The organism is Deinococcus aquiradiocola, assembly GCF_014646915.1.
GTDB classification, from domain to species: Bacteria; Deinococcota; Deinococci; order Deinococcales; family Deinococcaceae; genus Deinococcus; species Deinococcus aquiradiocola.
The window spans coordinates 92,815-110,497 of the sequence record NZ_BMOE01000005.1; the positions used below are offsets into that span (position 1 = coordinate 92,815).

Sequence of the window (17,683 nt, forward strand, 5' to 3'; positions counted from 1 at the left end):
CGCTTACACCCGGGAGGGTGACGGCGCGGCCGGCGACAGATTCCCGCCAGCTCGCGACACCGAAGGAATCAGGACGGGCCGGGAAGAAGGTCCCAGCCCGCCCATCACTTTCACGCGCTGCCCGGACCCGGTCCGGGCCACCCCGGCTGGAATCTGCCGGTCCGAGGTACACATGCACAAAGTCGCCATCGTGGGCCGCCCCAACGTGGGCAAGTCCAGTCTGTTCAACCGTCTCGTCGGCCGCCGTGAAGCGGTCGTCGCCGACTTCCCCGGCGTCACCCGCGACGCCAAGGAAGGCACCATGCTGTACCAGAACCACCGCATCACGCTCATCGACACGGGCGGCCTGTGGAGCGGCGACGAGTGGGAACAGGCGATCCGCGAGAAGGCCGAGTGGGCCATGGAAGGCTCGCAGGCCGTGATCTTCGTGCTCGACCCGCGCGAGGGCCTGTCCGCCGCCGACTACGAGGTCGCCGAGTGGCTGCGCCGCCTCGGGAAGCCCGTCATCCTCATCGCGAACAAGATCGACAGCGTCACGCACAACAGCTACCTCGCGGAACTGTGGGGCCTGGGCTTCGGCGAGCCGCTCCCCGTCAGCGCCGAGCACGCGCGCGGCCTGGACGACCTGATGGACCGCGTGCTGGAGTACCTGCCGGAAGACACCGAGGACATCCCCGACATCGCGCCCATCCGCATCTCGTTCATCGGGCGGCCCAACGTCGGCAAGAGCAGCCTCCTGAACGCCCTCACGCAGAGCGAACGCGTGATCGTGGCCGACCAGCCCGGCACCACCCGCGACAGCGTGGACGTGGAATGGGATTACGCCGGGCAGCGCTTCGTGCTGGTCGACACGGCCGGCATCCGGAAACGGCCCGACACGGCCATCGAGGACTTCGCGATGCAGCGCTCCCAGACGGCCATCGAGCGCAGCGACGTGATCTGGCTGGTCGTGAACGCCGACGAGATCGGCGACCACGAACTGAAGCTCGCGAACCTCGCGTACGAGAGCGGCAAGCCCGTCATCGTGGTCGTGAACAAATGGGACCTCATCCCGGACGAGGACCTGAAACTCACCGAGAAGGAACTCAACCAGAAGCTCTTCCACATCCAGTACGCGCCGCGCGTCTTCACGAGCGCCGTGAACGAGTACGGCATCCACGAGATGCTCGCCGAAGCCATGAAGCTGTACGACAAGTGGAAGGCCCGCGTCCCCACCGCCGAACTCAACCGCTGGCTGGGCGTGTGGCTCATGAAGCAGCGCGTCCCGAACTTCCAGGGCCGCAACCTCCGCATGTACTTCATGACGCAGGTCGAGACGGCGCCGCCCACCTTCGCGATCTTCTGCAACCGCGAGGACTACGTGACGCGCGCCTACGAGGGCTTCCTGATGAACCGCATCCGCGAGGACCTCGACCTGGCCGGCATCCCCGTCAAGCTGAAGTGGAAGCAGAAGGGTGCTTTCAACAAGAAGGGCGGCGACGACGACGACGATCAGGCCGACAAGAAGAAGAAGCCCACCCACCACCGCGAGCCGAGCAAGGCCGAGAGCGTCAAGGCCGCGAAGGCCGCCGCGAGCGGCGAGAAGCCCGAACGCAAGTCCCGCGCCGAGCGCCGCGACCCGGCCGAGAAGAAGGTCCGCCCGGAACGCCCCCGTTCCGCCCGGTCCCGCGCCAACGAATCCTGACCCCGGACCGGCCCGGGAACGCAGCACACCGGGAACGCAGCACACAGGGAAAGCAATACACAGAGCAGGAGCCCCCATCGTGCGGGGCTCCTGCTCTCCTGTTCCGGGCCGGGCATCTGCCGTCATACGGTTCGAGGAGGTGAGCTGCCGTTGCTGTTCCCGGCCTCCGCGGAACCGGATCAACACCGGACTTGTCGGTGCGCGCTTCGCTCGGCTGAACTCCAGGCGTTCAGCTCAACACCGTATTACAGTTCCAGCGGCGCGGCCCGTCCCGCGCTGAGCTGGGCGAGTACCGCGCCCAGCAGGATGCCCGCCCCGCCCAGCAGCACGGCGGCCCGCAGCGGCTCGTGCAGGAACACGGCGGCCAGCAGCACCGTCCAGAGCGGCTCGGTGGTCGCGACGACCGACGCGCGCGCCGCGCCGATCCGGGCGACCGCGCCGTACAGGGCGGGCACGGCCACCAGGGTCGGCAGGAACGCCAGTCCCAGCACCACGCCCCACTGCGCCGCTCCGGTGGGGACGCGCAGCGTGTGCGTGAAGAGGTCCGTCACGCCGAAGTACGCGGCGGCACTGAGCGACATGAACGCCGTGCTCGCGAGCGGCGGCACGCCCGTCAGCCAGCGTTCCGACCCGAGCAGGTACAGGCCGTACAGCGCGGCGGCCAGCACCCCGAACAGCAGTCCGGCCGGGTCGTGGTCGCCCGGGCCGGGCAGGCCCACCACCAGCCCCAGGCCCGCCACGGTGAACGCGATCCCCACCAGCTGCAGCCGCGCGGGCCGCCGCCCGCCCAGCGCGAGGAACAGCAGCACAAACGCCGGAGCGAGGTACAGCAGCAGCGACGTCGTTCCGGCACTGACGCGCCCCAGCGCCAGGAAGTACGCGTGCGTGGCGAGGCAGTACAGCAGGCCGGTGCCCAGCATGCGGCCCTGCACGCCGCGCGGCAGGCCCCGCGCGAACGGCAGCAGCAGGAGGGCCACCAGCCCGAACCGCCACGGGAGGGCCGCCAGGGCAGGCAGGCCAGTCTGCGCCGACAGCTTCCCCAGGATCCCGAGGGTGGAGAAGCCGAGCGCGGCCGTCAGGGCGAGCGGCACGCCGCGCCCGGCGGACGCCGCGTGGCCCGCTGGTGCGGTGGGGGAGGCCGGAGGGGCGGTGGAGGGCATGCGGACAGCGTAGTGCAGGTCCTGCTCCGGCCGCGCGCGCTGTAGAGGCAGGGGTGGGCGCGCCGGTCATGTTCGCTTGCGGGGGTCCGGCCTGCCAGCTAGCCTTCATGAAGATGAAGAAGATTCTCATGACTGCCCTTCTCGCCTCGGTCCTCTCGCCGCTCGCCTCGGCCAGCAGCGTCAACCTGACCTCCGGCGGCGGCTTCGGCCTGATCGGCGCGAGCTACGAGGCCACCCTGACGCCCAGTACCGCCCTGGAGGTCGGGGTCGGCAGCTTCTTCGGTAACTTCGACGCCGTGCTCGGCGTGAAGTACTTCTTCCAGGGCGACGATCAGGGACCGTACCTGTCGGGCCGGGCCTTCGTGTTTCCGGGCTCGACCAGCGCGGTCTTCGGTGGGACCGTGACGGGCGGGTACCGACGCGTGTTCAGTCCCCTGCAGTTCAGCTTCGAGGCCGGCGGCGGCATCGTCGGCGCGACCGGGCCGGGCGGGTCGGCCGTGGCGCTGCCCGTCCTGAGCGTCAGCGTCGGCTACCGCTTCTGACGCGTCCCTGGCGGCAATCCCGGCGCTGAGCGGCGCCATGCGGCCCCCGGTCCAGCCTCGTGCTCGGCCGGGGGCCGCGCGCTGTGCGGCTGGCGTGGACCTGACGTGCGCGTGGTGTGGTGCTTGTCCGGTCTGTGACACGTTCCGTTCGCGCGGGCGTGCGATAATGCCCGCCATGAGCGTCATTCCCTATGTGATCGAGCAGACCGGGCGCGGCGAGCGGATGTACGACATCTACTCGCGGCTGCTGAAAGACCGCATCATTTTCATGGGGACGCCCATCGACTCGCAGGTGGCGAACACCATCGTGGCGCAGTTGCTGCTGCTGGACAGCCAGAATCCGGAGCAGGAGATCCAGATGTACATCAACTGCCCGGGCGGCGAGGTGTACGCCGGGCTCGCCATCTACGACACCATGCGGTACATCAAGGCGCCGGTGTCCACCATCTGCGTCGGCATCGCGATGAGCATGGGCAGCGTGCTGCTCATGGCGGGCGACAAGGGCAAGCGCATGGCGCTCCCCAACAGCCGCATCATGATTCACCAGGGCTCCAGCGGCTTCCGTGGCAACACGCCGGACGTGGAGGTGCAGGCCAAGGAGACGCTGTACCTGCGTGACCGTCTGGTGGACATCTACAACAAGCACACCGATCTGCCGCACGACAAGCTGCTGCGGGACATGGAGCGCGACTACTTCATGAACCCGCAGGAGGCCATGAAGTACGGCCTGATCGATCAGGTGATCGAGAACACCCGCGAGTCGCGGGCGCAGGACGAGTAAAGGGGGGAATGTATGGCCGACAAGTGTTCTTTCTGTGGGCGCAGTCACCCGCAAATCGCGCAGCTGATCGAGGCGCCGGGGCGCGCGGCGTTCATCTGTAACGAGTGCGCCGAGCGGGCGAGCGACCTCGTCAAGCAGAACAAGCCCTCGGGGTCGGAGTTCGTGCTGGAGGAACTGCCGAGCCCCAAGGAGATCAAGGCGTACCTGGACGAGTTCGTGATCGGTCAGGACGAGGCCAAGAAGGCCATGGCGGTCGCGGTGGTGAGCCACTACCAGCGGCTCGCTCACCCGGACGCGAATCTCGGCAAGAGCAACATCCTGCTGGTCGGCCCGACCGGGACCGGCAAGACGCTGCTCGCGCAGAGCCTCGCGGAGATGCTGGAGGTGCCGTTCGCGATCGCGGACGCCACGACGCTCACCGAGGCCGGGTACGTCGGTGACGACGTGGAGAACGTGATCGTGCGCCTGCTGCAGGCGGCGGATTACGACGTGGCTGCCGCCGAGCGCGGCATCATCTACATCGACGAGATCGACAAGATCGCGCGCAAGTCCGAGGGGACGAGCATCACGCGTGACGTGTCGGGCGAGGGCGTGCAGCAGGCCCTGCTGAAGATCATCGAGGGGACGGTGAGCCAGGTTCCGCCGCAGGGTGGCCGCAAGCACCCGCAGCAGGAGCTGGTGCAGGTGAACACGAAGAACATCCTGTTCATCGTGGGCGGCGCCTTCGACGGGATCGCGGACATCACGCGCGCCCGCACGAACGTCCGCAGCCTGGGGTTCGGCAGCGAGCACAAGGGCGACGAGAAGGAGGACCTGCGTTTCCAGCCGGAGGACCTCGTGAAGTTCGGGTTGATTCCGGAGTTCGTGGGTCGTCTGCCGCTGGTGGTGCAGCTTCAGGAGCTGGACGAGTCGGCGCTGGTGCGGATCCTGACGGAGCCGACGGGCGCGATCATCAAGCAGTACCAGACGCTGTTCGGCTTTCAGGGCATCGACCTGAGCTTCACGGACGAGGCGCTGCTGGAGGTGGCGCGTCAGGCGAAGCTGCGCGGGACCGGTGCGCGTGGACTGCGTGCGGTGCTGGAGCGGGCGATGACGGACCTGCTGTTCGAACTGCCGATCGAGAAGCTGAAGGCGATGCGGTTCGACGTGGATCACATCGAGCATCCGCTGCGGCTACTTGAGTCTAAGGGACTCAAGAAGTCTGCCTGAAGGCGCTGCAGCAAACTTAGCAACCAAGATTACAGCCACCCGGCCGTTCAACCCGTAGACTTCGGGTCAGCCTGGGTGGCTGTTTCCTATACCCGGGGCACGTGGACTATACTGAACAAATTCAGCATCGAACCGTCCCCACATCCACTGCACGACCTGCCATCATCCGCCACCCGACGCGCAAGGAGTCCGAATGAACTGGGAATTACCCGTTGTTGCCCTCAGAAATCTGGTCGTCCTGCCCGGGACCACCACGCAAGTCGACGTGGGTCGCCCCAAGAGCAAACGCTCCGTGGACGAGGCCCAGGCCAGTGACCGCCGCGTGCTGCTCGTCACCCAGCGTGAAAGCCGCACCGACGACCCCACCCTCGGCGAACTGTACGAGATCGGCGTGCTCGCCGTCCTGAAACAGCTCGTCCGCCTGCCCGACAACACCTACCAGGTGCTCGTCGAAGCGCAGGAACGTGTCCGCATCCTCGAACAGGTGCCCGGCGCCACCCTGCGCGTGCGCGTCGAGACGCTCACCACCCTGCCCGTCACCGGCGAGACCGCCGAGCGCGAGGTGCAGGTCTTCATGCAGGAAGCCAAGAACGGCTTCGAGGAATACCAGCGCCAGAACAAGAGCCTGCGCCTCGACAACTACCAGCTGGACGCCATCAAGGCCCTCAGCAACCCCGGCGAACTCGCCGACCAGATCACGCACCACGCGACCTGGACCAACGAGGAGAAGCAGAACGTCCTCGAGACGCTCGGCGTCCGTGAGCGCCTCGAAGCGGTCGTGAAGTACCTCAACCGCGACCTCGAACGCTTCAACATGGACAAGAAGATCGCGGGCCGCGTCAAGGAGCAGATGGACTCCAACCAGCGCGAGTACTACCTGCGCGAACAGATGAAGGCCATCGGCAAGGAACTCGGCGGCGGCGAGGACGGCCCGGCCGAAGTCGAAGCGCTGCGCGAGAAGATCGAGGCGGCCGGCATGCCCGCCGAAGTCAAGGAGAAGGCCCTCAAGGAACTCCTGCGCCTGGAACGCACGCCCGGCGGCAGCCCCGAAGGGACCGTCGTGCGCAACTACATTGACTGGCTGGTCGACGTGCCGTGGAGCAAGCGCGACGAGGAAGTGCTCGACATCGTCCGCACGCGCGGCATCCTCGACGACGACCACTACGGACTCGACGACGTCAAGGAACGCATCCTGGAGTTCCTCGCAGTGCGCCAGCTGACGCACAAGCCCGACGAACTCGACGAGAACGGCGTCAAGAAGCAGCGCAGCGCCGAGGAACGCATCGAGGACGCCGAACTGCGCGCGCCCATCCTGTGCCTCGTCGGCCCTCCCGGCGTCGGCAAGACCAGCCTCGGCAAGAGCATCGCCCGCAGCCTCAACCGCAAGTTCGTCCGCATGGCCCTCGGCGGCGTGCGCGACGAGGCCGAGATCCGCGGTCACCGCCGCACGTACATCGGCAGCATGCCCGGCCGCATCATCCAGGGCATGAAGAACGCCGCCGTCGTCAACCCCATCGTCCTGCTGGACGAGGTCGACAAGATGAGCAGCGACTGGCGCGGCGACCCCAGCAGCGCCATGCTGGAAGTGCTGGACCCTGAACAGAACCACACCTTCCAGGACCACTACCTCGAAGTGCCGTACGACCTGTCGCAGGTCATGTTCATCACAACTGCGAACAGCCTCTCCACCATCCCGCGCCCCCTGCTGGACCGCATGGAAGTCATCACCATCCCCGGCTACACGCAGGTCGAGAAGCTGGAGATCGCCAGACGCTACCGCCTGCCCCGCCAGCTGCGCGGGCACGGCCTGCAGGGCCGCGTGGACGTCACCGACGCCGCGCTGCGCCGCGTGATCGAGGAATACACCATGGAGTCCGGCGTGCGAAACCTCGACCGCCAGATCAGCAAGCTGGCCCGCAAGGCCGCCCGCGAACTGCTGGAGCACCCCTGGGAAGGCGTCAAGACCATCGACGCCGACAACGTCCCCCACTACCTCGGCGTGCCCCTGCACCGCCCGGACCGCATGGAGAAGGAAGCGCAGGTCGGCGTGGCCCAGGGCCTCGCGTGGACCAGCGTGGGCGGCACCATGCTGGTGGTCGAGGCGCTCGCCACGCCCGGCAGCGGCAAGATCAACATGACGGGCAGCCTGGGCGACGTCATGAAGGAAAGCGTCTCGGCCGCCGTCGCGTACCTGCGCGCGCACGCCGAGCAGTACGGCGCGGACCCCGAGTTCTACAAGAAGATGGACCTGCACGTCCACTTCCCCGACGGTGCCACCCCCAAGGACGGCCCCTCGGCCGGCATCACCATTGCGACCGCTGTCGCCAGCGCCATCACGGGCCGCCCCGCCCGCATGGACGTCGCCATGACCGGCGAGATCAGCCTGCGCGGCCGCGTGCTGCCCATCGGCGGCCTGAAGGAGAAACTGCTCGCCGCGCACCAGGGCGGCATCCGCGAGGTGATCGTCCCGCGCGACAACGAGCCGAACCTGCAGGACCTGCCCGACAGCATCCGGGGCGACCTCAAGATCCACATCGCCGATCAGGTCGGTGAGGTCCTCGACCTGCTGCTGCTCGGCAAGCCCGAAACCGCCCAGACCACGCCGCCCCCGGCCGGCCTGAGCAAGAGCACCCAGCCCGGCGCGTAACCCGGGGCACGTGAAGGCAGCGGAACTGGCATGGCCCGGTTCCGCTGCCTTCCGTGCTGGAGGGCGCCCCGTTTGTTCAGGGTCAGACGTGGGACCCGCGTCCGGGCCTGCCCGCACCCACATCCCGCCCCGTATCCCATACAATGACGCAGACGCTTCGCGTGGAGCCGCGCAGAGGAGTGGGTTCTGCGCCGACCAGAAGAACCGGCCACCGGCAGCTCTGATCCGTTCCGCACGTTGTTTTACCTCCCTGGGATACTGTGCCAGGGAGCGTTCGTGGACACCGCCTCCGGGCACGGTGTCCTGAGTACCGAGCATCACCGCGCGGCCGGACGGGTTCCGGGCAGGCGCGCCGAAGGGGAGAGGTCATGACCAAGGGTTCATCAGCCAGAAAGCCGGACAGCAGACGATCAGACAACCGCAAACAGGACGCTGCTCGCCCGGACCGCCGCAGCACCGAGCAGCAGAAAGCCGAACGCAAGGCCGAGTACCGCGCCGCCGCCGAACCGCGCCCGAAGGTGCCGTCCGTCAGCATGGAACTCAGCATCGAGAAGATCGTCGCGGGCGGCCTCGGCCTCGCCCGCACCGACGCGGGCGTCGTCCTCGTGCGCGGCGCGCTGCCCGGCGAGACGGTCCGCGCCGACGTGCGCCCCGGCAAGGGCGTCAACCAAGGCGTGACGCGCGAAGTGCTCACCCGCAGCCCCGACCGCGTGGACGCGCCGAACCTGCCCACCACCGACCTCGCGCACGCCAGCTACGACGCGCAGCTGCGCTACAAGCGCGAGTTCGTGCAGGAAGCCATGAGCCGCATCGCGAAACTCGGGGAGGAGCAGGTGCAGGCCGTCGCGCCGACCGTGCCCAGCCCCCGCGAGTGGGCGTACCGCAACACCGCGCAGTACCTCGTGACGCCCGAGGGCCTCGCGTACCGCGAGCGGCGCAGCAACGCCGCCCTGTCGGTGGAACGCGACCCGCTCATCATGGAGAACATCCAGACGATCATCCGCCTGCTGGACGTCAGCAAGCTCGAAGGCGTGCAGGAACTCAGCCTGCGCGGCAGCCGCCTGACGGGCGAGGTCGTCGCGACCCTCATCGCGCCGGGCGAACCGCGCGCGTACCTGCGTGCCGCCGACGAACTCATGGACTGCGGCGTGGTCGGCGTGTCACTCGCCGCGCCCGCCGGACGCCGATTCAGCGCGGGCGTGCAGCTCGTGGCGGGCGAGAGCGAGATCATGGAGCAGTACGGCAACGTCAAGGTGAGCGTCAGCGCGTCCGGCTTCGCGCAGATCAACCCAGAAGCGGCGGGACTCGCGTACATCGCGGCCGCGCGCCTCGCCGGGAACGGCCCGCATGCCGTGGACCTGTACGGTGGGAGCGGCGCGATCGGCCGTCACCTCGCCCCGAACTTCGGGCGGGTCGTGGTGCTCGACACGGACTTCGACGCGCTGGCCCGCGGCCGTCACGACGTGCGCCTCGCGGGGGAACGCAACCTCACCTTCCGCGACGGGGACGCCGCTCAGCTGTACCACTCCAGCCTGCAGGCGGGCGTGATCGTGGTCGACCCGCCACGCGTGGGCCTGTCCGAGATGGCGCGCGACGCCCTGCACGACAGCTCCGCCCTGAAGGTCGTGTACGTGTCCTGCGACCCGGCCACCTGGGCGCGCGACGTGGGCGACCTCGTGAAGCGCGGCTGGACACTGGGACAGGTGACGCCGCACGACTTCTACCCGCAGACGAGTCATGTGGAGGTCGTCAGCGTCCTCACGCGCACCGAACTGCCGGAACGCGCCGTGCCGGAAGACGCCGTGGATACCACCGCGCCCACCGAGCAGTAAGAAAAGACAGTTCGGGGGCGGCGACCTGCGTGCGGGTCGCCGCCCCCGACCGTTCCGGGTCACGTCAGGCCGAGGCGGTGCAGCAGGGGAGGGCCGAGCACGTCCGCGCCCACCAGCACCGCGGCGGCGCATGCGAGCAGCACGGCGCCCGCCGCCGCGTCCTTCGCGACCTTCGCGAGTGGGTGACGGTCCGGGCTGACGAGGTCCACGACCGCTTCGAGCGCCGTGTTGAGCAGTTCCAGGCTCAGCACGAGGCCGCACGCGAGCAGGACGGGCGCGAGCGGCGCGCGCACCCACACGGCCGTCAGGACCGCGACCGTGCCGAGCGTCACCTCGATCCTGAAGTTCCGCTGGCTGGCCCAGCCGTACCGTATGCCCGCCAGCGCGAATCCCGCCGACACCAGCCAGCGGCGCACGCCTTACCGGTCCGCCGGGGCGTCCGGCAGGGCCGCCTGCGCGACCAGCCAGTGCTCGTGGAACACCGCCCACTCCGGCCCGACCGCGCCTTCCTCGTAGCCCAGGCCGTCCGCGTGCGGGTGGTCGTGCCCCAGCAGGTGCGTGAGGCCGTGGCTGGCGAGCAGCGCCACCTCGCGCGCGAGGCTGTGCCCGCGCGCGTCCGCCTGCCGCTGCGCGGTGTCCAGGCTGATGAAGATGTCTCCCAGGTGCGGCGGCATGAAGGGGTCGCCCGGCTCCCAGCTCGGGAAGCTCAGCACGTCCGTCGCGGCAGCCGGGTCGATGTCCTCTTCGGGCATCGTCTCGCGTTTCAGCTGCCGGATGGCGCGGTCGCCGACGATCACCACCGTCACCTCGCGCTCCTCCATCCCGAGGTGCGTCATCAGGGCGTCCAGGCTGGCGCGCAGCTGCGGGCGCAGACCGGCGGGCGGCGTCTTGCGGATGTGCAGATCGATCACCGCGTCAGGATAGAGCCTGCAGGCCCGCCCGACGGTGCGGGCGGTGACACGGGCGCCCCGCCGGGCACGGGAACGCCCCGGAAGCGCGAGGCGTCCGGGGCGAGGCGGTGGAAGGAATGCCCTTACTGTTCCCGGCATCCCCGGAATCGGATCAAAACCGGGTCAGTCCTGCGCGGCACTGGTGGCGGGAGCGGTGTCGCTGTCCGCCTCAGGAATGCTCTGCAGGTCGCCCCGGCGCGCGGCGCGGCGGTCCTGTTCCTGCTCCTCGGCCGTCTCGTACGCGCGGATGATACGGCCCACGAGCGGGTGACGCACCACGTCCACGTCCGTGAACTCATGGAAGGCGATGCCTTCGATGCGGCTCAGGACGCGTTTCGCGACGGCGAGGCCCGACGTGACGTGGCGCGGCAGGTCGATCTGCGTGATATCGCCCGTCACGACCACCTTGCTGGAGAAACCCATGCGCGTCAGGAACATCTTCATCTGCTCGCCGGTCGTGTTCTGCGCCTCGTCCAGAATGATGAACGCGTCGTTCAGGGTGCGGCCGCGCATGAAGGCCAGCGGGGCGACCTCGATCACGCCGCTCGTCAGGTACGCCTCGAACTTCTCCTGGTCGAGCATGTCGCCGAGCGCGTCGTACAGGGGGCGCAGGTACGGGTCGATCTTGGCCTGCAGGTCGCCGGGCAGGAAGCCGAGCTTCTCGCCCGCCTCGACGGCCGGACGCGTCAGGATCACGCGCTTGACCTTCTTGGCCTTGAGGGCGTTGACGGCCATCGCGACCGCGAGGTACGTCTTGCCCGTCCCGGCGGGACCGACGCCGAAGGTGATGTCGCTCTTGTCGATCAGGTCCAGGTACAGTTTCTGGCCGGGCGTCTTGGGTTTCAGGCCGCGCGGCAGGGCGGGGCTGCCCTGCGTCTCGGCGGACAGGCTGCGCCCCTCGCCGCTCAGGCGCGACACGCGCAGCACGGCGTCCGGGGTGAGTTCCGTGCCGCTGCGGACGAGGGCGAGCGCGTCCTCGATCATGCGGACGGCCACGTCGACGGGCGCGGCTTCGCCCTGCACGCTGATGGTTTCGCCACGGGCCGTGATCCTCGCCGATACCAGTTCGCGCATGCGGCGCAGATTCACGTCGCCCGGGCCGAACAGGCTGAGGGCCTCGCCAGGATTCTGCAGGGTGATGGTACGGGTCAGACTGGTGGCAGTTTCGCTCAAGGGAACTCCAGAGGTGGGGACAGCGGGACGGAGGGCCTGGAACGCAGACCAGACTCCCCCCAGGCACGGAGCCGGGGGGAGGAAGGTGCGGCGTTCGTTCGGATACCCCATTTTCCCGCGCCGCACCCCCCCCTGGCGTGGGCGGAAGCACAATTCAGCCGTTCGGCGGAGGGGCGCTCCGCCATCTGAAGGACCCCCCATCAAGTTTGCGGGGGCGGCTCATCTGCGCTGGTAGACTGGAAATTGTCATGCGCGCCTTTCTGTTCGCCAACCCCGCCGCGCACTCCCGTTCGCCCGCCATGCACAACGCCGCCTTCCGGCACGCGGGTCTGGACGCGCACTACGAGGCGAGGCAGGTGCTGCCGGAAGCACTCGCGGACGCCGTCGCCGGACTGCGGCAGGCGGACGTGCTCGGCGCGAACCTCAGCCTGCCGCACAAGGAAGCGGCCCTCCCCCTGATGGACGCCCTCACTCCGGCGGCGCGCGCCATCGGGGCCGTCAACACCGTCATCCACCGGGACGGCGTCCTGACGGGCGACAACACCGACGCGCCCGGCTTTCTGGAGGCGCTCCGCACGGCAGGCGACGACGCGCACGGCACGGCCCTGGTGCTCGGCGCGGGTGGCGCGGCCCGCGCGGCCGTGTGGGCGCTGCGCTCTCAGGGCCGCGAGGTGCTGGTCCTGAACCGCACGTACGACAAGGCCATCGCCCTCACCCGCGACCTGGGCGGCGTGGCCGTCCCGCCCGCCGGGCCGGTCGGGTGGGAGCGCGTGGCGCTCCTCGTGAACGCCAGCAGCGCCGGACTGGACGCGCCGCACGAGTCGCCGCTGCCGGACCTGCCGCGCCTCGCCCCGGAGGCCCTCGTGTACGACATGGTGTACAAGCCCGCCGAGACGCGCCTGATGCGGGACGCGCGCGCGGCCGGATACCGCGCCGAGAACGGTCTGGGCATGCTGGCCCAGCAGGCCCGCCTCGCCTTCCAGGCATGGACGGCGCGCGACGTGCCCATCACGGTGTTCCTGGACGCGCTCGCCCGGCCCGTCCGGCCGGAGGGAACAGAGTGACGGTCCCGCAGGACCCGGCCGGAGAGCCGGGGCATCCGCGCGACCTGCTGTGGCGTCCACTGGGACGTGTGCGCGGCCTGCTGCCCGCCCCGCTGTGGGTGATGCTGCTCGTGCTGCTCCTCACGGTCCTGGCCTTCCTGACGGTCCGGTCCCTGGTGCGGGAACAGCAGACGGCGCGCTTCGAGCGGGAAGTCACCGCGTACGAACGTGACCTCAGGGCGCGCTTCCAGGGGTACGTGAGCGTGATGCTCGGCGTGCGCGCCGCGTGGGAGGCGCTCGGGAACGCCAGTGACGCCCGGACCGCCGCGCCCCCCGCCACGCGCCCCCCCCTGAACGTGCAGGCCTTCGCGCGCCTCGTGGAGGGTCTGGACCTCACCACGCGCTCGCCCGGCCTGAGCAACATCGGGTACGCGCCCCTGCTGAACGCCGCAGACCGCGCCGCGTACGCCCGCACCCTCCCGCTGCTGGCAGGCGACCCCACCGTGCACCTGCATCCCGTCAGCACGCTGGCTCGCTCGCTGCCCGTCACGTACCTCGCGCCCATCACGAACACTTCCGTGCTGGGGTACGACATGTACAGCGACCCCGTCCGCCGCGCCGCGCTCGACCGGGCCATCACGCGCGACCTCGTGAGCGCCACCGGCCGCCTCACACTCATGAACCTGCCCGTCAACGACCCGGACCGCGACGGCTTCATCCTGTACGTTCCGCTGCACACGCAGGGCCGCGTGACAGGCGTGCTGTACGCGCCGCTGCGCCTCAGTGCCGTGCTGCCCACCGTGGCCGGGACCGGCGAGAACCGCCTGAACATCGAGGTGACCCTGCAGGGCCAGCGCGTCGGGAACGGGCGCGTGCTGCCAGGCGCGGGCTTCCGGCAGTCGGAAGTCCTGAACCTCGCCGGGCAGGACTGGACGCTCGACTTCAGCGCCGCGCCCGGTTTCGGGCGGGACGCCGCCACCGAGATTCCCTGGCTGGTCCTGCTGGTCGGGACGGTCGTGTCGCTCCTCGCCGCGCTCGCCACGCAGGCGCAGGTCGTCGCGCGGCAGCGGGCCGAACGCGTCAGCCGCAGCCTGCGCCTCTCGCAGACGCGCCTGGAACGCTCCCGCGCGGAATTCGAATCGGTGTTCCGCGCCATGCAGGACACCGCCGTCTTCACCGACACGACGGGCCGCGTCCTCTTCGCGAACGACGCCCTGAACCGCTCCTTCGGCCTGAGTCCCTTCGAGCTGCGCGGCTCGCCCATCGGCGACCTGCACGCCGACCCGCTGCTTCTCGACCGGCTGGACGCGCTGCCCGGCCCGCACCTCGTCACGACCGTCTTCCGCCGCCGGGGCGGGGGCACCTTCTACGGCGAGATGCAGCGCAGCCGCGTCGTCGGTGAGGGCGGCGAACCGCTCGGGCAGCTGGAAGTCATCCGGGACGTCAGCGAACGCCTCGCCGCCGACCGCGCCCTGCGCGAGGGCGAACGCCGCTACCAGGGCGTGCTGGAAGGCATGCCGCAGATCGTGTTCCTGACGGACGCGGGCGGCCGCGTGAGCTACCTCAACCGCCGCTGGCAGGAGTACGTCGGGCAGCCGCCCGAACCCGCGCCTGCCGACGCCACACCCGACTGGAGCGCCGCGCTGCTGCGGGCCGTGCACCCGGACGACCGGGCCGAGTTCACAGCCCGCTGGGACGAGGCGCTCGCCCTGGGCCGCGACCTGGAGGTCGAGCACCGCCTGCGAGGCCGGGACGGCCTGTACCGCACCTTCGTCACGCGCGGCCGCCCGGTCCTCGACTCGCGCGGGCAGGTGCAGGAGTGGGTGGGGAGCAGCACCGACATCGACGACCAGATCTACGCCGAACTGAACTCCCGCCTGCTCGCGGACGTCGGGCAGGCCCTCAACGAACGGCACCCCGACCCGCGCAGCGACGACGAGCCCGCCCCGGACCCCTTCACGGACCCCGGCATCCGCGCCGCGCTGGACCTGATGACGGTCCGGTTCGCGGACAGCGTCGCGCTGTGGCCCGGCCCGGAACTCGCGCCGCTCATCCGTTCCGCCCAGGACACGGACATCGGAGCGCCAGACACCGGAGCGCCAGACACCGGAGCGCCAGACACCGGAGCGCCGGACACCCATCACACGGACGCCCTCCATCTGGACACCCTGTACCCGGACGCCACGCACCTGCAGGCCCCGACCCACGCGCCCACCACCGTGCCGCTCGTGCGCGGCCGCGCACGCCGCGCCGGACTGCAGGAACTCGGCGCACTGGACGGCCTGGACGGCCTCGTCACGTCCGCCATGTACCGCCCCGACCCCACCGTGTACCACAGCGCGCGCCTGCACCCGCTCGGCCTGTCGTCCGCCGTGCTGTACCCGCTCGTGCAGGCCGACCAGCCGCTCGGGGTGCTCGCCATCGGGTTCCGGCAGCCGCTGCGCGACCGGGACCTGGACCTCGGCCGGGAACTCGCGCAGCGCGTCACGAGCGCCTTCGACACCCGCACCCTCCTGGCGCGGCTGCGGGCCGCCCGCGCGTCTCTGCAGGACCTCAACAACAGCCTGGAGGTCCGCGTGGAGGAACGCACCCTGCAGCTCAGCGAGGCCAACGCGGAACTGGAGGCCTTCTCGTACTCGGTGTCGCACGACCTGCGCACCCCGCTGCGGCACATCACGGGCTTCGCGGACCTGCTGCGCCGCGAGCAGGGCGAGAACGCCGGACCGAAATCCACCCGTTACCTGAACGTCATCACGGACGCGGCGGGCCGCATGGGGCAGCTGATCGACAACCTGCTGGAGTTCAGCCGCACCTCGCGCACCGAACTGCGCCGACTGCCGCTCGACCTCTCCGCCGTGGTGGACGCCGCCGTGCACGACCTCGCGCCGGACCAGGGCGAACGCGCCGTCGAGTGGCGCGTCTCGCCGCTCCCGACCTTGGTGGGCGACGCGGCCCTGCTGCGGCAGGTGATCGACAACCTGCTCTCCAACGCCCTGAAGTACACGCGGCCGCGCGACGTGGCCGTCATCGAGGTGCGGGCCGAGGCGCACGGACGTGAAGTGTGGGTGAGCGTCCGCGACAACGGCGTGGGGTTCGAGCCCGCGTATGTGGGTAAACTGTTCGGCGTGTTCCAGCGACTGCACCGCACCGAGGAGTTCGAGGGGACCGGCATCGGTCTGGCCAACGTCCGCCGCATCGTGGCCCGGCATGGGGGCCGCGTCTGGGCCGAGTCCGGCGACCCGGACCGTCCCGGCGCGACCTTCTGGTTCAGCCTGCCGCTCGAACCCCTCACGCTGGAAAAGACGGGCCGCGCCCGCAAGGACAGCAGCGCCCAGGAGGCCACCCAGTGACCCTGAATCCCGACCACGCCCCCCTCGACGTGCAGGACGCGCCCCTGCCGGACATGACGCACGTGCCCACCCCGGAACCCGCACGGCCCGCCGCGACCCACCTGCGCGTCCTGCACCTCGAAGACAACCTCCTTGACCACGAACTCGTCCGCGCCGCGCTGGAAGACCAGCTGACGCCCACCCCGGAATTCCTGCAGGTGGAGGACGAGGCCGCCTTCCGCGCCGCGCTGCGCGACTTCCGCCCGAACCTGATCCTGTCGGACTTCTCGCTGCCCAGCTACGACGGCCTGTCTGCCTTCGAGGCCGCGCACGCCGCCGCGCCGCACCTGCCGTTCATCATCGTGACGGGCGCCATGGGCGAAGAAGTCGCCGTGGACACCCTGCGCCGAGGCGTGACCGACTACGTCCTCAAGCAGCGCCTGGAACGCCTCACGCCCGCCGTGCGCCGCGCCCTCGCCGAGTACGCCGAACGCGACCGCCGCCGCGTCGCCGAAGCGGAAATCCGCGCGCTGAACCAGACCCTCCAGGCCCGCCTGCGGCAGGTGGAGGAACTGAACGCCGTCGCCGAGGAACGCCGACTGAAGCAGGAAGACACCGCCCGCAAGCTCGCGGAATCGCTCACCCTGCAGAAGACCTTCCTGGCCGAAACGAGCCACGAACTGCGCACGCCCCTCACGGCCCTGCTCGGGTACCTGCGCCGCCTGGAACGCGAGACGGGCGAATCGCAGACCCTCAGTGACGCGCAGCGCGTCGCGCAGAACATGACGCGCCTCGTGAACGACCTGCTGCAGCTGACGCGCGGCGAACTCGTGCAGAACATCGAGCAGCACTTCGTGGACCTCGCCGAACTGCTGCGCGCCGTCGGCCGCGACTACGGCGTGGCCGTCCACACGCCGCCGCTGGAGATCGTGGCGGACCCCGGACGACTCACGCAGGTGTTCGTGAACCTCGTCGGGAACGCCGTGCGCGTGTGCGGCAGCCCGAACCTCGTGCAGATCGAGGCCGAACAGCGCCCCCGCGATCAGGGCCCGCCCGAGATCAGCGTCCGGATCGTGGACCACGGCCCCGGCATCCCCGACGAGGTCAAGCCGCGCATCTTCGACAAGTTCTACCGTGGCAAGGAGGCCGGATCGGCGGGCCTGGGCCTCACCATCGCGCAGCAGGTGGTGACGGCGCACCGTGGCCGCCTGCAGGTGCTCGACACGCCCGGCGGCGGCGCGACCTTCGAGGTGGTCCTCCCGGCCCTCGACGAGGACGAGGAAGACGACCTTACCCTGCTCGACCAGCCCAGCGAGGACTGAAGCGCATTCCG

General features: G+C 69.9%; 12 protein-coding genes and 1 pseudogene. 9 read left to right on the top strand and 4 right to left on the bottom strand.

The annotated features are described in order from the left end of the window. The first annotated feature begins 172 nt into the window (after nucleotides 1–172). Entirely contained in the window at nucleotides 173–1,684 is a 1,512-nt protein-coding gene (gene der, locus IEY33_RS09145) for a ribosome biogenesis GTPase Der (protein WP_229670899.1), read from the top strand. A gap of 245 nt (nucleotides 1,685–1,929) precedes the next feature. On the opposite strand, the gene IEY33_RS09150 is transcribed toward der, so the two are convergent. Beyond that, a complete protein-coding gene (locus tag IEY33_RS09150) occupies nucleotides 1,930–2,844 on the bottom strand; it encodes an EamA family transporter (RefSeq protein WP_188962614.1) in 915 nt (304 codons plus the stop codon). 113 nt (nucleotides 2,845–2,957) lie between these two features. On the opposite strand from IEY33_RS09150, the gene IEY33_RS09155 reads away from it, so the two are divergent. The 5 genes and pseudogenes from IEY33_RS09155 to IEY33_RS09175 all read left to right on the top strand — a co-directional run bounded on the left by IEY33_RS09155 (nucleotide 2,958) and on the right by IEY33_RS09175 (nucleotide 9,855). Continuing rightward, nucleotides 2,958–3,386: a hypothetical protein gene (locus tag IEY33_RS09155; protein ID WP_188962617.1), complete on the top strand. Its 429-nt coding sequence runs from the start codon at nucleotides 2,958–2,960 to the stop codon at nucleotides 3,384–3,386. Nucleotides 3,387–3,552: 166 nt separating this feature from the next. Beyond that, on the top strand, nucleotides 3,553–4,167 hold the full coding sequence (clpP, locus tag IEY33_RS09160; RefSeq protein WP_229670900.1) for an ATP-dependent Clp protease proteolytic subunit: 615 nt from the start codon (nucleotides 3,553–3,555) through the stop codon (nucleotides 4,165–4,167). Nucleotides 4,168–4,171: 4 nt separating this feature from the next. Then, nucleotides 4,172–5,376: pseudogene (gene clpX, locus IEY33_RS09165) on the top strand (ATP-dependent Clp protease ATP-binding subunit ClpX); the annotation flags it as partial. A 193-nt stretch (nucleotides 5,377–5,569) separates the two neighbouring features. Further along, nucleotides 5,570–8,023, top strand: a complete 2,454-nt coding sequence (lon, locus tag IEY33_RS09170; protein ID WP_188962624.1) for an endopeptidase La — start codon at nucleotides 5,570–5,572, stop codon at nucleotides 8,021–8,023. Nucleotides 8,024–8,541: 518 nt separating this feature from the next. Next, nucleotides 8,542–9,855 (top strand): class I SAM-dependent RNA methyltransferase, encoded by a 1,314-nt coding sequence (locus IEY33_RS09175; protein WP_373288041.1) that lies wholly within the window; start codon nucleotides 8,542–8,544, stop codon nucleotides 9,853–9,855. Nucleotides 9,856–9,914: 59 nt separating this feature from the next. On the opposite strand, the gene IEY33_RS09180 is transcribed toward IEY33_RS09175, so the two are convergent. The 3 genes from IEY33_RS09180 to IEY33_RS09190 all read right to left on the bottom strand — a co-directional run bounded on the left by IEY33_RS09180 (nucleotide 9,915) and on the right by IEY33_RS09190 (nucleotide 11,978). After that, nucleotides 9,915–10,271, bottom strand: coding sequence for a diacylglycerol kinase (locus IEY33_RS09180; RefSeq protein WP_188962627.1), 357 nt, complete (start codon nucleotides 10,269–10,271; stop codon nucleotides 9,915–9,917). A 3-nt stretch (nucleotides 10,272–10,274) separates the two neighbouring features. Further along, nucleotides 10,275–10,766 (bottom strand): rRNA maturation RNase YbeY, encoded by a 492-nt coding sequence (gene ybeY / locus IEY33_RS09185; protein WP_188962630.1) that lies wholly within the window; start codon nucleotides 10,764–10,766, stop codon nucleotides 10,275–10,277. A gap of 162 nt (nucleotides 10,767–10,928) precedes the next feature. Then, complete coding sequence (locus tag IEY33_RS09190; RefSeq protein ID WP_229670901.1) at nucleotides 10,929–11,978, bottom strand: PhoH family protein; 1,050 nt, start codon at nucleotides 11,976–11,978, stop codon at nucleotides 10,929–10,931. A 248-nt stretch (nucleotides 11,979–12,226) separates the two neighbouring features. Here IEY33_RS09190 and aroE point away from each other — a divergent pair, with 248 nt between their 5' ends. From aroE to IEY33_RS09205, 3 genes are read left to right on the top strand one after another with little or no spacing between them, the layout of a single operon-like run. Then, nucleotides 12,227–13,042, top strand: a complete 816-nt coding sequence (aroE, locus tag IEY33_RS09195) for a shikimate dehydrogenase (RefSeq protein ID WP_188962632.1) — start codon at nucleotides 12,227–12,229, stop codon at nucleotides 13,040–13,042. Continuing rightward, nucleotides 13,039–16,371: an ATP-binding protein gene (locus tag IEY33_RS09200; protein ID WP_188962635.1), complete on the top strand. Its 3,333-nt coding sequence runs from the start codon at nucleotides 13,039–13,041 to the stop codon at nucleotides 16,369–16,371. The genes aroE and IEY33_RS09200 overlap by 4 nt, the downstream gene beginning before the upstream one ends. Next, nucleotides 16,368–17,672 (top strand): hybrid sensor histidine kinase/response regulator, encoded by a 1,305-nt coding sequence (locus tag IEY33_RS09205; RefSeq protein WP_373288027.1) that lies wholly within the window; start codon nucleotides 16,368–16,370, stop codon nucleotides 17,670–17,672. The genes IEY33_RS09200 and IEY33_RS09205 overlap by 4 nt, the downstream gene beginning before the upstream one ends. Nucleotides 17,673–17,683 lie beyond the last annotated feature (11 nt).